Here is an 11,859-nt window from a genome sequence, read left to right on the forward strand (position 1 = left end):
CGAGTTCGGGACTGGCGACGGCCTCGAGGGGAGCGACGCCGGGGGAGACGAAACCCTTTCGCCCCAACTCGACCGAGTGGTTCGTATGACCACCAACGCAGCCACCGCCCACCACGTCGGCATCACCGTCGCAAACCTCGAGCGAACCCTCCCGTTTTACCGGGACGTGCTCGGTCTCGAGGTCGTCGACCGCTTCGAGGTGAGCGGCGAGGCGTTCGGGACAGCCGTGGACGTCGACGGCGCTGCGGGGACGTTCGCCCATCTCGAGGCCGACGGCGTCCGGGTCGAACTCGTCGAGTACGACCCCGAGGATGAGGCGGCGTCCTCGAACGAGCTGAACCAGCCGGGAGCGGTCCACGTCGGCCTCGCCGTCGCCGACCTCGAGGCGTTCTACGCGGACCTGCCGGAGGACGTGCCGACGCTCAGCGAGCCCCGGACCACCGCGAGCGGAACGACGATCTGCTTTCTCCGCGACCCGGAGGGGAACCTGATCGAGTTGCTCGAGGCCTGATCACCGACAAGAAAGCGTCGACGGGACCTGCTCGACGTCGCTGTCACACTGCGAGCAGACGTGTTTTTCCTCGGCGATGTAGACGACGCCGCAGCCCGAACAGTGAAAGAGATTTCCGGGTCCGTCGTCGTCCGATTCCGTCGCCGTCTCGGGGCCGCGGTTGCCGGCCGTGCGTGCGGACGCATCCGTTCGAGCGGTGAGCACCGATCGAACGTGATCCCGGACGCGCCCCAGTCTCGAGGCCGTCGTCGAGGGGAGGTACATACCGACGCCGACCACGACGCCACCAAAGTAACTACCGGTGAAAGAATTTGGGTTTTTGCGTGGAAGTCACAGGCACGAACCGGTGGTCACCGGGCCACGAGGCCCGACGAACGCGGTCTGACTCGAGCTGTGGACCGACTCACGGACGGATATCGACCCGAGTCAAAGCCACGACTGAGTGGGGTCCGATAGCCGCCTTCGTGCAGACTCATCGAACGTCGCCACGATCGTTGTCCGACGGATAGCAACCTTTTCGACCGTCGCGGCGACACTCGCCTGCATGAACTTCCTCGACCGACTGCACGACCGCATCCGGACGGTCGACAGCGTCGTCAGCGTCGGCCTCGACCCCGATCCCTCGCGCATCCCTGACCACCTCGCCGACTACGACCTCCCGCGGTGGGCGTTCAACCGCCGGATCATCGACGCCACGCACGAACACGCCGCCGTCTACAAGCCGAACGCCGCCTTCTACGAGGACCCCGACGGCTGGGCCGCCCTCGAGGAGACCATCGCCTACGCCCACGGGAAAGATGTCCCCGTTCTGCTCGACGCCAAGCGTGCGGACATCGGCAACACGACCCGTCAGTACGCGAAGGTTCTCGAGACCGTCGATGCGATCACGGTGAATCCTTACATGGGTCGGGACTCCCTCCAGCCGTTTCTCGCCGACGAGGAGTCGGGCGTCTTCGTCCTCTGTCGGACCTCCAACCCCGGCGGCGCGGACTTACAAGACCTCGGGCTCGAGACCGGCGAAGCCGTCTACGAGCGTGTCGCCGCGCTCGCGGACCTGTGGAACGAAAACGACAACGTCGGGCTCGTCGTCGGCGCGACCAACCCCGACGAACTCGAGGACCTGCGCGAGCAGGTGCCCGATCTCCCATTCCTCGTACCCGGCGTCGGGGCACAGGGTGGCGACGCCGAGGCTGCGATAACGTACGGCCTCGCGAACGGCGTCGGCCTCGTCAACTCCTCGCGCGGGATCATCTTCGCGGGTGAAAACCAGGGCGAAGGGTTCGCCACTGCCAGCGGGCGTGCAGCCAAACGCCTCAAAACACGGCTGAACGAGTATCGCGACTGACCGGGTCCCGATCGAGCTTACGTCTCATCACGCAGACGCTCGAGTACGTCCTCGGCGTTCTCGATGGCCTGTGCTTTCTTTGCCGGGTAGGCTTCGACTTTCGCGCGGAACGTGATTCCATCGCCGAGTCGAACCTCGCCGCTGAACGCCGACTGTTTATCGAGTCGCAAGAAGAGTTCGGTGTTTTCGGTGACGCGCTCGTCGAGTTCGTCGATCAGCGTCTCGAACTCCTCGAGGTCGGCCAGTCGCGAGAGGACGTGACGAACGTCGTCGGCGTTCTCGACGCGCGCTGAGAGGACGAGGATGCGGTCGCCGTAGTGGCCCTCGCTCTCGACGCGGTCGATCTCAAACGGTTCGTCGTCGTCCGGGAGGAAGGTTCGAAGCGCCTCCTCGACGCGCTTTTCGTCCTCGGTGGCGTAGCAGAACGTCCGTAAATCGACGTAGTGTAGCGGAATCTGTGGCATCTACAGGGTCTCGGTTCGTCCGCACGGGTGCTCGAACGGCCCGGTCGTCGCCATCGACGGGGGCCGATACGGCGTTACTCTTCGTCGACGTCTTCGTCGGCGTCTTCGTCCTCGTCCTCGTCGGCGGCCGCCTCGAGGGCGTCTTCGGGGACGCCGGTCTCCTGGCCGTCCTCGAAGCTGATCGTGTAGGTGACGTCGCCGAACATCGACTCCATCGTCTGGGTGACAGTGCCGGTCTCGCCGTCGAACTCGCTGTGCTCGTCGGTGAGGACCACACGGTCGTCCTTCTCGAAGCTCATAGTGGACGTTCCCCGCCGTCGCGTAAAAAGGGACTGATTCGGTCGGTTCATCCCGCTGTGCGGGCCACGCCGGGTTCGACCCCGCTAGTTGGAAAAGCTATCTGTTCCGGTACCTGAACTATCTGGATATGTTCGGGATACTGTTCCTCCTGCTTCCGGTCGTCGGTGCGTACGCGGTCTACGTCGACGCGACCGACCGCGAGACGGAGGGAGCGATCTGGTGGGCGCTTCTGACGCTCGTCGTCGGCTACGGAAGGCCCGATCGCGATGGGCGTCTTTCTCGTCTGCTATCTGCTGGTGCACCTGCTCGAGGAGTGGTGGGCCGGCGACCGTGGCGACGCCAGTGTGCAGGCGTGAACTCGTCGATGTCGAGAACGGACGGGTCACCAGTCGTCGAACAGCGTCAGTCGCCTAGAGCATGCTCTCGAGCGAACAGACCGTATCTGACATCACCCAGGCGTCGTCGTCGTCGGGGTCTTCGATACTCAGCGCGTAGAACGAGTCGCGTCCGTCGTCGACGGTGATTCGGTAGCCTCGACTCTCTAACGAGTCACTTCGATCCGGGAGCGACGGTTCGGCAGGGACCACATACGCCTTCAGGAATCTGCAGGTAAAACTCAGTCGGTCCGTCGGTACAGCCGACGTGACTGTCACTCCCTGTTAACTACAGCTCGAGTTCCTCGAGGAGCGCCTCGGCGGCCGCACTCGAGGAGGCAGGACCGCGGGCAGTGACGAGGTCGCCGTCGACGGTGACGCTCGTGTCGGCCTCGAGTTCGGCGTCCCAGTTTCCGCCGGCCGCGATCACCTCGTCTTCGACCCAGTAGGGGAGCTTTCGGCCGTCGGACAGCCGGTCGTTCTCGTCGACGATGTCTTCCTCCCAGGCGTTGGGGAAACCGGTTACGTCGCGGCCGTTGACGACGAACGCGCCGTGGCTGTCCCGGGCGAACGCCAGTATCCCAACGGCATGACAGACCACGAGGGCGACGCCGTCGTCACCCTCGACGGCATCGCGAAGCAACCGACGAGCGTCGCTATCCTGGTTGACGTCCCAGACGGTGCCGTGGCCGCCGGGGAAGACGACCGCGTCGTAGGCCGCCGCGTCAGCCTGCGCGACGGGGATAGGGTTGTTCAACCGCTCGTCGTTTTCGTGGACTGCCGTGACGTGTTCGGCGGTCTCTTCGCCGACCTGGTCGGGATCGATCGATCCCTCGTCGATCGTCGGCGGTGAGCCAGACGGCGTCGCTACCGTGATCTCGACGTCCGCCGCAGAGAGCGTCTCGAGCGGTTCGACGCACTCTTCTCCCCAATACCCTTCCTCGCTGACGACGAACAGTGCAGTTGTCATCGGCGGTCGTACGTCTGCTACGCATAAAACGCCCTGACCACCCCTCGGTTCTGCCGCATTCAGGTCGACCGACAGATCGGGTGACGACGTGTGCGGACGTCCGCCACAGGCGAGCGGTCGCGTCTTCGGCCCGGCTCCGAGAGTCGAACCACATTGCAGATGGCGAGTAGCGTTTTTCGATGTCGGCGTCGTACGGTCGTGTGGACACCATGCCAGACAGACCCTACCCGTTCGAGGACGTCCAGGAACTGTTCGACAGACTAACGAAGCAACTCGAGTCTGCAGCCCGCTCGTGGGAGATGGACGTCGACAACCAGAGTCGGCTCGACCTCTCGACAGAGCAGTCGGGAACGAGCCTCGACCTCGCCGACGAGGGTGACGCGTTGGTCGTCACCGTCGACGTCCCCGGATACGACACTGACGACCTCGAGATCCGGCTCACCGGGGAGACACTGACGATCACGGGCGAGCGCGAACGGACGGCTGAACGCGAGGACGACGACGAGATCTACCTACGCCGGGAGCGACGGGTCGCGTCGTTCAGCCGGCACCTTCGACTGCCTGAGCCCGTCGATGCAGACGGCGTCCACGCGACGGTCAACAACGGCGTGTTGACGATTCACCTCCCGAAACTCGGTGGCAGTGGGGACGTACGAACGATCGAGATCGACGAGTAGGTGACGACGGTCGGATCGTCAGCGACCGTCGTTCAGATTTACCGCGTCGAAGAAGCGACGCGTGAGCCGGTCGCCAGCGAACTCGAGGAGGACCTCGCTGTCGTCTGCATCGTCGGCGAACAACCCAAGTTCGATCCGGCCGCCGGCCATGTCGTGGTGGCCGCCGACGGAGCCGAGTTCACCGAAGCCGTCGTTGAGCGTCCGTCCGATGTGGATGCGGGGATCGATCGACCGGGCGCTCAACCGGATCGAATCCCCGACGATACCGTAGACGAAGACGGTGTCGACCCCCTCGAGGTTGAGCAGGTAGTCGGCAGCTTGTGGCAGTGCGTCGGTTTCGGCGGTCGCACCGGCGCTCGCGACGAGCGAGGAACCCCGGCGAGTCCGGCTCGCGATCGCCCGGCCGATGGCGTCGAGCGTTCCCGGTGAAAAGGCGCTTCCATAGAGCTGTTCTAGCGTTTCGAGATCTGCATCAGGGTACACAGTGAGCGCAGCCTCGTACTCGCGTCTGGTCGGATCACGAACGAAATCGAGGCGTTCGCGATGGAGGGCGAACAGCAACGCCGAGGCCAGCCGCGACGTGAGTTCGACATCGAGTTCCTCGAGATATTCGACGAACAGCGTTGCCGTCGCGCCGTATCTGGACCGGATGTCTTCGAACCGTGCACCGACGGCCTCGCCAGGGTGGTGGTCGACGACGATGTCCGGTTCGACGCGTTCGGAGAGTTCAGTTGTCTCTCCTGGCTGGCTGTGGTCGACGAATGCAATACAGTCGACTGCGTCGATCTCGGTCTCCTCGATCGTCCGCAACGCGATGTCGAGCATGTTGACGAACGCCCGGTTTTGCTGGTGGGAGATCTCACCACCGTAGGCGATCGTCACCGTCTCGACGCCCTGTTCGAGCGCGATGGCTTCCAGCGCGAGCGCACTGGCGAGACAGTCCGGATCGGGATTGTCGTGACAGACGATCACCAGCGACTCGGCCGTCTCGAGGACGGACACGAGGTCGGCCGCGCGGGACATGTGGATGGGGAAAGTAAGTGACGGAACTGCTTGAAGCTCGTCCCGACTCTCGACACGTGAGTCGGCCGACCGATCCACGCGTCGTCTCGAGGGTGACAGACGATTCGCCAGGTGTACACCCAGGAAGGGGTTACCAGATACGGGTTCAAGATCAGACCGGCTGAGTGACTTGCCCGGACGGCAGGGCTATGACGGTCGAACAGCGACCATCACAGCCGCCGGCCCGCAACCGCATCGGGTTCGCCCTCGCTCCCGAGAGACACTGGAAAGAACCATGGGGGCGATGGACACATAATCGAGCATGACGTTCGTCGTGCCGTTTGACGGGACGGAACTTGCGGAAGCCGCATTGATTCGCGCAGTCGAGTTCAGCACGGTTCTCGACGAGCCGATCACTGCCGTTGTCGTGGTTCCGAACCTAAGTGACCGATACGCTCGAGAACGAGGCTGGATCGGCGACGACGAGTCGTTTGACCTCCGAACGATACTGTCGCAACTCCAGCGAACCGTCGCCGACATCGCACCAGAGGCCAATTTTCAGCACATCGTCGTCGATAGGCGGGCACCTGCGGGCTCGATCGCGACGAGGCTCCGGAACTTCGCGCGTCAGGCGGACGCCTCGATGGTGTTCATCGGAAGTGAAAACGCCGGCCAGATCGTGGCGAGCGTTAGTAGCGTCGGCGCGAAAGTCGCAGCTGAGAACACCTACGACGTGGTTATCGTCCGAAACCGCGGCCCGGCCAAAGCAACCAAACTCAGCGAACGATCGCCGTACCAGGGTCCCGACGGTGACTCCCGGAACCGCTAACCCATCTCTGAGGGCCTGTGCGTATCGTCGGATACGGCGAACTGGTGACGACGAAACTGGTGAGAAACGAGGCCTCGGTCAGAAGAACCGTGGCACGTGAACCGAGATGACCGGTCGAAGACGTAAGTGACTGGAAGTTAGTCGGCGTTGAGCGGCGGACGTGCCGACTGAGCCTCGTCAGAGACGTCGGCGGGTGCGTTAACGAACATTGCATGTCCGATGACCCCCATCGCGACGAATGCGCCGATCGGAATCGCCGCCGTCAACGAAAGTCCGACGAGCGTGAGAGCAGCACTAATTCCGAGCAACGCGACTGGGATGAGGCCAAGAACAATGTCGTAATATCCAGTCATAATGTATCCGCTAGTACGAGGAATAGGGATATAAGTGTTTCCCATAATTGGCTCATACAGGACCGATCTCTGAGCCGTATTTTGGGCAGTGAATCAGCATCACTTTTGCATAAGTTATGTTCGTATAGAGAGATTGTAAAATCTATATCCAGGGAGAGGATTACAGAAGAGATACTAATACTGATGGGTCACTTGTACCCTGAAATCGCCATACGATGGGCCGAAGCACGTGCTACGGAGCCAGACTCCTCCGCACACATTCACAACCATCAATCGTTATGGTCTCTGCCGTCAGCCAGTCAGCGCGATCGAGTATGACATAGTTCCGAGAGTAATCGGCCAACAGAGCGTGCTCACCATCGACGACTGCTTCCTCGAGGACGGAGATCAGGCGTCCGAGCCGACGACCGACGCGTACGCGAGTCGCCAGGCGAGTAAAATTACGAGTCCCGATCCGGTCAAGACGAGGTTAAACGGCCACCCCGAACCACCGTCGAACAGCGGTGTCGAGCGGATGATGAGCCCCACGTTCACGGCGGCGATCCAGGCGACCGTCGTCGATCGAGCAGCTCGAGCGACCGATGTCGCGATTTCACGGGCGTAAACGCCCGCAAGCAGTGATATTACGAGCCAACCGATCAGAAACGGGACCATCGACTCGAGCGATGCCAGCGGATCGGTGACCGGGTCGATGTCGTGTGAGAGCTGTCCGATGACGATGAGAGCGACGATGGCCACGAGATCGCCGATGGCGAGTACGAGCACCCGCCGGTCGGTGACGCCGGACCAACCGTCCGATCGCACTGCCGCGTTCATAGACGACTCTCGGGAGCGAATCCCTTTCTGTGTCCCGGTTCGAGACAGCCTCGAGGCAAGAGTGGAAGAACCCGGCGACGGGTTGTCGCCGAGGATCGTCCAACGGACGGAGCGGTGCGAGGGGAACCCCCGCGTGAATCGATGACGACAGCGACGACCTTTGTTATCTGGCGCTTTCAGTCAGGCGAGCCGACGACGGGAGGGTCGACTCGAGCGGTGGCCGTTGCCCGATGGAGGTGGGTAGGGGCCGCCTATCCTCATTGCAGGGACGTACAGCCATCGCCGTCGAGGTAGGCGATGGAGACTCGACGCTGTCAGCAATTCGTGCTATGAGTCACCTCGAGGCCGATAGAATCAGTCGTGGCGAACCGCTAGAGTGGGTCGACGAGGTCCTCGAGCGCCGCCTTCGGGTCGTCGGCTTTCGCGACACCGCTTGCGAGCAGGACACCTTCGGAACCCAGGTCGGCGGCCGCCACGACGTCGTCACCGGTGCTGATGCCGGCACCACAGAGGACGGCGACGTCCTCGTCGACGTTCCGGGCCGCGTCGACGGCTCCCTCGACGACCTCCGGGTCGGCCTGACTGACCGGCGTGCCGGTGCCGATCAGTGCCGGCGGTTCGACGGCGACGGCATCGGGACCGAGCGCTGCGGCCGCGCCAATCTGGGCCGGGTTGTTGGCACAGACGACGGTCTCGAGCCCGGCACGGTCGGCTGCACGGACGGATCCGTCGACGTCGGCGAGTTTGAGCCGGTGTTCGGAGTGGTTGATGAGCGTGCCGACGGCACCGGCGTCGGCCGCCGTCTCGGCCAACGTGTGACCCGTGTTGCTCCCGTAGTCGATCGGATCGACGTGCTGGGCCCACGTCTCGGCACCGGTTTCTGCGACACGCTCGAGGTGAGCCGCCTGTGGTGCGACGGCGACGCGTGCGTCGGTCGTCTCGTCGACGGCGGCGACGGCGTCGGCCACTGCGACCGGATCACAGGGATAGGTCTTCAGGTTGACGAGGATGAACATAGAGGAGAGGCGTTTCGCACGGCAGAAATAGCTTGCGTGTCGGCGTCAGTCGGACACATCGGCTCCGGGCGGCGAGACCCCGAAAGCCGCCCCAGCAGGACGGTTCGTCGGGTGGTGAGCTCAGTCTTTGCGTTTGACGACGTCGCCCAACGTGTAGCTCCCCGAGGAGGAGCCACCGGACCACTCGGAGTCGTCGGCCGAGGCTCCCTCGGCGCTCAGATCGATGTCGAGAAATCGCTCGAGTTTCGACTGGACCCGGTCGCTAGGGAGGGTGTCACCGCGTTCGATCTTTCGGATGAGACTTGCCTTCTCGTTGAGTTCGTTCGCGAGGTCGGACTGACTGAGCCCCTTGTCCTCGCGGGCGTTTCGAACGAGGTCGTCGTAGTCTGGCGCGAGTTCGTCCATGTCGTCGAACATGTCGGTTCGGCTCCGACTCGAGCCACCGCTGCTCGTCGAGCCGGCGGTCGACCCGGCCGACGAGCCACCGCTGCTCGAACTCGAGGAGGACCCCCCGCTCGAGCTCGTCGAATACTTCGTCGAGGTGCTCGAGCTGGCCGGCTGTTTGACCTCGGTGCCGAAGTCGGTGCAGTTCGAACACACGTCGAGTTCCGCACCTTCGACTTTGATGGTCTTCGGGGACGACGTCTCGGCGCCACACATCTCGCACTGAACCATGCCCGGACCTATATCGTGGCGAGCCATAAACCATGCGGCGAGTTCCCGCGTCGGCGGATCACTCGAGCGCCGACCAGGCGTAGAAAAAGCGTTGTAGCGCGGTCAGGTGGCCGACGACCGCGAGGAAGACGAGCAGCCAGCCGACGAGTGCCAGCCCGCCGTACGTTCCCGAAATCGGGTAGGCGAGAAAGCCGACGACGCCGATGATCGCCAGCCGGTCTGCTCGGCCCACGAGGCCGCCGTAGACGCGGTCTAAGCCGACAGCCTGAGCCTGGGTTCCGAGGTAGGAAGTCATCACGACGCCGGTGACGGCGAGAAAACCGAGGAAGTAATCCCCGATCCCGGCCGCGATGCCGCCGATAACGACGATGTCGGCGTACCGGTCGAGGACGTGATCGAGGAGGTCACCGGCCGGGGAAGCGACCTCCTGTTCGCGGGCGAGGGCACCGTCGACGACGTCGAGCCAGCCGTTCAGAAAGACCAGTGCCGCCGCCGCAACGTACCACACGGGATCGGCACGGCCACCGAGGAAGAACGCACCAGCAGCGAGAACGGCCATTCCGAACGCCAGCAGGCTCACTCCGTCGGGACTCATCCCGACGCGGTCGAACCCCTTTACGAACGGGTCCAGAAAGCGCGAGACGTACGGTCTGAACTTATCGAGCGTCATTCGAGATACCCCACGAAGTCGACGTCGCCCGCAGTCGGCTCGCGCTCGCCCGCGACGACCGCCCCGAGCGCGTCGGCCACCGCCTCGGGATCGCGGTCTGTCGTATCGATCTCGTAGACCGACTCGAGGCCGTGTGTCTCGACCGCCTCGGCGAGAAGGACGTCGAGGGCTTCACTCTCGGCGTTCTCCCTGGCTTTGGCCTCGCGTTCGCCGCGCTCGAGTAGCCGCTCTTCGAGGTCGGTCGGCCGACACCGGAGGACGGCGACGCGGTCGACGTCGAAGTGGTGGGCGAGGTGGGATTCGATAACGGCGTCGTCCCGTCCCTCGAGCCAGTCGGCGAGCGCCTCGAGGTCGGCGACCTTGCTCTCGCGGTCGGCGTCGACCTCGGTGTAGAGACCCTCCTCCTCGAGCACCTCGTTGAGGTGGATCACCTCGAGCGCGGGCTCCGAGTCGGCGTCTTTGTCCGCGAGTCGTGACTCGAGCAGTTCGGTCGCGGTTGTCTTCCCCGTTCCCGGGGTCCCGGTGACGGCGACCCTCACGTGTCGGGCACCTCACGTTCGGCGTCCGCGTCGGCACCGTCGGTCTCGAGGTCGAGGTCGGCGAGTACCTCGTTCAGGGTGTCGACGGCGCGGTTGGTTTCGGCGTCGGTGCCACAGGTAATTCGGATACACTCCGGGAGGCCGAAACTCGAGCAGTCGCGGACGATGACGCCGCGTCGTTGCATCGCGTCCGCGACGGCTGCGGCGTCGCCGACGTCGGCGAGGACGAAGTTCCCTTCGCTCGGCCAGACGTGGGCGTCGATCGCCTCGCGCATGTACTCGCGGGCCTCCCGGGCCGTCTCGACGGTCAGGTCGACGTGTTCGTCGTCGTCGATCGCGGCCAGCCCGGCCCGGCAGGCGAGTTCGCTCGCGGCAAACGGCGTGTTCACGCGGGTGTACGCGTCCGCCCACGCCTCGGGGACGACGGCGTAGCCGAGGCGAATCCCGGCCAGTCCGTAGGCCTTCGAGAACGTCCGGAGGACGGCCACGTCGTCGCGGGCGTCGAACCCGTCGCGGCCCTCGAGCAGGGCAGTGGCGCTCTCGCGGTCGGCGAACTCGCCGTAGGCTTCGTCGACGACGACCAGCGTCTCGTCGGTCGTCTCCTCGGCCAGCCGTTCGATCTCAGAGAGCGAAATCGTCGAGCCGGAGGGGTTGTGCGGGCTCGTCAGCCAGACGATCCGCTCGCCGTCGTAGGCCTCGAGGATGTCCTCGGCAGACTGGGCGAAGTCGTCGTCCGTAGAGAGGGGATACTCGCTGATCTCGCCGTGGTGAAAGCGAGCGCTCATGCCGTAGTAGGCGAAGCCGGGCGTCGGCACGAGGATCGACTCGCCGGGCTCGAGGGTCGCCCGGTGGAGGTAGTCGATCGCGCCGTCGCCGCCGTTCGCGAGCCAGACTTGTGCGGGCTCGACGTCCCAACGGTCGGCGATCGCCGCGACAAGGTCGGCGTGGGCGGCTTTCGGGTAGGAACTGACGCTCGAGGCGGTCTCCCGGATCGCCTCGGTCGCCGCCGGCGAGGGGCCGTGGGGGTTCTCGTTCGACGCGAGTTTGACGAACGTCGAGGGGTCCCGGTCGAGTTCGCGAGCGACTTCCTCGATACCCCGACCCGCCTCGTAGGCGACGTGATCGGACAGGTCACGCGGTTGCATACCGACATGCAAACGGTCGTGGCTCTTAAGGGTGCTTACCTATCCTCGCGGCCGGCGCCGAGCGTGCAAGCAGCTGGCTCTGACTATGGAACGACCCGGACCGGGTCGCCACGCGGCGATGCTCGATCGAGGACCGGCCGTTCGAGCCGACGAGCCGAGACCCTCGGCCGGGA

The 11,859-nt window shown here is 64.4% G+C and carries 17 protein-coding genes; 4 read left to right on the top strand and 13 right to left on the bottom strand.

Going from position 1 to position 11,859, the window contains the following annotated elements; translation table 11 throughout:
- Positions 1–85 precede the first annotated feature (85 nt).
- The gene (locus AArc1_RS08150) at positions 86–511 is read left to right on the top strand and encodes a VOC family protein (protein ID WP_117363890.1); all 426 of its coding nucleotides are present in this window, start codon (positions 86–88) and stop codon (positions 509–511) included.
- Here the strand turns inward: AArc1_RS08150 and AArc1_RS08155 are convergent, their stop codons facing one another.
- Positions 512–790 (bottom strand): hypothetical protein, encoded by a 279-nt coding sequence (locus AArc1_RS08155; protein WP_228442411.1) that lies wholly within the window; start codon positions 788–790, stop codon positions 512–514.
- 265 nt (positions 791–1,055) lie between these two features.
- On the opposite strand from AArc1_RS08155, the gene pyrF reads away from it, so the two are divergent.
- Entirely contained in the window at positions 1,056–1,856 is an 801-nt protein-coding gene (pyrF, locus tag AArc1_RS08160) for an orotidine-5'-phosphate decarboxylase (RefSeq protein ID WP_117365829.1), read from the top strand.
- 17 nt (positions 1,857–1,873) lie between these two features.
- On the opposite strand, the gene AArc1_RS08165 is transcribed toward pyrF, so the two are convergent.
- From AArc1_RS08165 to AArc1_RS08180, 4 genes are all read right to left on the bottom strand, one after another.
- Positions 1,874–2,320 carry an RNA-binding protein gene (locus AArc1_RS08165; protein WP_117363892.1) on the bottom strand — a complete coding sequence of 149 codons (447 nt, stop codon included), beginning with the start codon at positions 2,318–2,320 and terminating at the stop codon, positions 1,874–1,876.
- Between the two features lie 74 nt (positions 2,321–2,394).
- Complete coding sequence (locus tag AArc1_RS08170; RefSeq protein WP_117363893.1) at positions 2,395–2,619, bottom strand: DUF1918 domain-containing protein; 225 nt, start codon at positions 2,617–2,619, stop codon at positions 2,395–2,397.
- Positions 2,620–3,030: 411 nt separating this feature from the next.
- Positions 3,031–3,207 carry a hypothetical protein gene (locus AArc1_RS19000; protein ID WP_186336671.1) on the bottom strand — a complete coding sequence of 59 codons (177 nt, stop codon included), beginning with the start codon at positions 3,205–3,207 and terminating at the stop codon, positions 3,031–3,033.
- Between the two features lie 76 nt (positions 3,208–3,283).
- Positions 3,284–3,964: a DJ-1/PfpI family protein gene (locus AArc1_RS08180; protein WP_117363894.1), complete on the bottom strand. Its 681-nt coding sequence runs from the start codon at positions 3,962–3,964 to the stop codon at positions 3,284–3,286.
- A gap of 209 nt (positions 3,965–4,173) precedes the next feature.
- On the opposite strand from AArc1_RS08180, the gene AArc1_RS08185 reads away from it, so the two are divergent.
- Positions 4,174–4,641 (top strand): Hsp20/alpha crystallin family protein, encoded by a 468-nt coding sequence (locus AArc1_RS08185; RefSeq protein WP_117365830.1) that lies wholly within the window; start codon positions 4,174–4,176, stop codon positions 4,639–4,641.
- A gap of 18 nt (positions 4,642–4,659) precedes the next feature.
- On the opposite strand, the gene AArc1_RS08190 is transcribed toward AArc1_RS08185, so the two are convergent.
- Positions 4,660–5,664 (bottom strand): DHH family phosphoesterase, encoded by a 1,005-nt coding sequence (locus AArc1_RS08190; RefSeq protein WP_117363895.1) that lies wholly within the window; start codon positions 5,662–5,664, stop codon positions 4,660–4,662.
- Between the two features lie 301 nt (positions 5,665–5,965).
- On the opposite strand from AArc1_RS08190, the gene AArc1_RS08195 reads away from it, so the two are divergent.
- The gene (locus tag AArc1_RS08195; protein WP_117363896.1) at positions 5,966–6,472 is read left to right on the top strand and encodes a universal stress protein; all 507 of its coding nucleotides are present in this window, start codon (positions 5,966–5,968) and stop codon (positions 6,470–6,472) included.
- A 137-nt stretch (positions 6,473–6,609) separates the two neighbouring features.
- Here AArc1_RS08195 and AArc1_RS08200 read toward each other — a convergent pair whose 3' ends face one another.
- From AArc1_RS08200 to hisC, 7 genes are all read right to left on the bottom strand, one after another.
- Positions 6,610–6,825 (bottom strand): hypothetical protein, encoded by a 216-nt coding sequence (locus tag AArc1_RS08200; protein ID WP_117363897.1) that lies wholly within the window; start codon positions 6,823–6,825, stop codon positions 6,610–6,612.
- 387 nt (positions 6,826–7,212) lie between these two features.
- Positions 7,213–7,641, bottom strand: a complete 429-nt coding sequence (locus AArc1_RS08205) for a DUF3054 domain-containing protein (RefSeq protein WP_117363898.1) — start codon at positions 7,639–7,641, stop codon at positions 7,213–7,215.
- 371 nt (positions 7,642–8,012) lie between these two features.
- On the bottom strand, positions 8,013–8,657 hold the full coding sequence (gene tpiA, locus AArc1_RS08210) for a triose-phosphate isomerase (RefSeq protein WP_117363899.1): 645 nt from the start codon (positions 8,655–8,657) through the stop codon (positions 8,013–8,015).
- A gap of 120 nt (positions 8,658–8,777) precedes the next feature.
- Positions 8,778–9,332: a multiprotein bridging factor aMBF1 gene (locus AArc1_RS08215; protein WP_117363900.1), complete on the bottom strand. Its 555-nt coding sequence runs from the start codon at positions 9,330–9,332 to the stop codon at positions 8,778–8,780.
- A gap of 58 nt (positions 9,333–9,390) precedes the next feature.
- Positions 9,391–10,002 carry a CDP-alcohol phosphatidyltransferase family protein gene (locus tag AArc1_RS08220; protein WP_117363901.1) on the bottom strand — a complete coding sequence of 204 codons (612 nt, stop codon included), beginning with the start codon at positions 10,000–10,002 and terminating at the stop codon, positions 9,391–9,393.
- Positions 9,999–10,541, bottom strand: a complete 543-nt coding sequence (locus AArc1_RS08225) for an adenylate kinase family protein (RefSeq protein WP_117363902.1) — start codon at positions 10,539–10,541, stop codon at positions 9,999–10,001. The genes AArc1_RS08220 and AArc1_RS08225 overlap by 4 nt, the downstream gene beginning before the upstream one ends.
- Complete coding sequence (hisC, locus tag AArc1_RS08230) at positions 10,538–11,686, bottom strand: histidinol-phosphate transaminase (protein WP_117363903.1); 1,149 nt, start codon at positions 11,684–11,686, stop codon at positions 10,538–10,540. Before hisC ends, AArc1_RS08225 begins: the two co-directional genes overlap by 4 nt.
- Positions 11,687–11,859 lie beyond the last annotated feature (173 nt).

The sequence above is a fragment of the Natrarchaeobaculum sulfurireducens genome, from assembly GCF_003430825.1.
Taxonomy (GTDB): Archaea; Halobacteriota; Halobacteria; order Halobacteriales; family Natrialbaceae; genus Natrarchaeobaculum; species Natrarchaeobaculum sulfurireducens.

Bases quoted from the DNA above. Each gene is read 5' to 3' on its own strand.
- AArc1_RS08150 (WP_117363890.1), top strand. From the start codon at position 86: ATGACCACCAACGCAGCCACCGCCCACCACGTCGGCATCACCGTCGCA.
- pyrF (WP_117365829.1), top strand. From the start codon at position 1,056: ATGAACTTCCTCGACCGACTGCACGACCGCATCCGGACGGTCGACAGC.
- AArc1_RS08165 (WP_117363892.1), bottom strand. From the start codon at position 2,320: ATGCCACAGATTCCGCTACACTACGTCGATTTACGGACGTTCTGCTAC.
- AArc1_RS08170 (WP_117363893.1), bottom strand. From the start codon at position 2,619: ATGAGCTTCGAGAAGGACGACCGTGTGGTCCTCACCGACGAGCACAGC.
- AArc1_RS08180 (WP_117363894.1), bottom strand. From the start codon at position 3,964: ATGACAACTGCACTGTTCGTCGTCAGCGAGGAAGGGTATTGGGGAGAA.
- AArc1_RS08185 (WP_117365830.1), top strand. From the start codon at position 4,174: ATGCCAGACAGACCCTACCCGTTCGAGGACGTCCAGGAACTGTTCGAC.
- AArc1_RS08190 (WP_117363895.1), bottom strand. From the start codon at position 5,664: ATGTCCCGCGCGGCCGACCTCGTGTCCGTCCTCGAGACGGCCGAGTCG.
- AArc1_RS08195 (WP_117363896.1), top strand. From the start codon at position 5,966: ATGACGTTCGTCGTGCCGTTTGACGGGACGGAACTTGCGGAAGCCGCA.
- AArc1_RS08200 (WP_117363897.1), bottom strand. From the start codon at position 6,825: ATGACTGGATATTACGACATTGTTCTTGGCCTCATCCCAGTCGCGTTG.
- AArc1_RS08205 (WP_117363898.1), bottom strand. From the start codon at position 7,641: ATGAACGCGGCAGTGCGATCGGACGGTTGGTCCGGCGTCACCGACCGG.
- tpiA (WP_117363899.1), bottom strand. From the start codon at position 8,657: ATGTTCATCCTCGTCAACCTGAAGACCTATCCCTGTGATCCGGTCGCA.
- AArc1_RS08215 (WP_117363900.1), bottom strand. From the start codon at position 9,332: ATGGTTCAGTGCGAGATGTGTGGCGCCGAGACGTCGTCCCCGAAGACC.
- AArc1_RS08220 (WP_117363901.1), bottom strand. From the start codon at position 10,002: ATGACGCTCGATAAGTTCAGACCGTACGTCTCGCGCTTTCTGGACCCG.
- hisC (WP_117363903.1), bottom strand. From the start codon at position 11,686: ATGCAACCGCGTGACCTGTCCGATCACGTCGCCTACGAGGCGGGTCGG.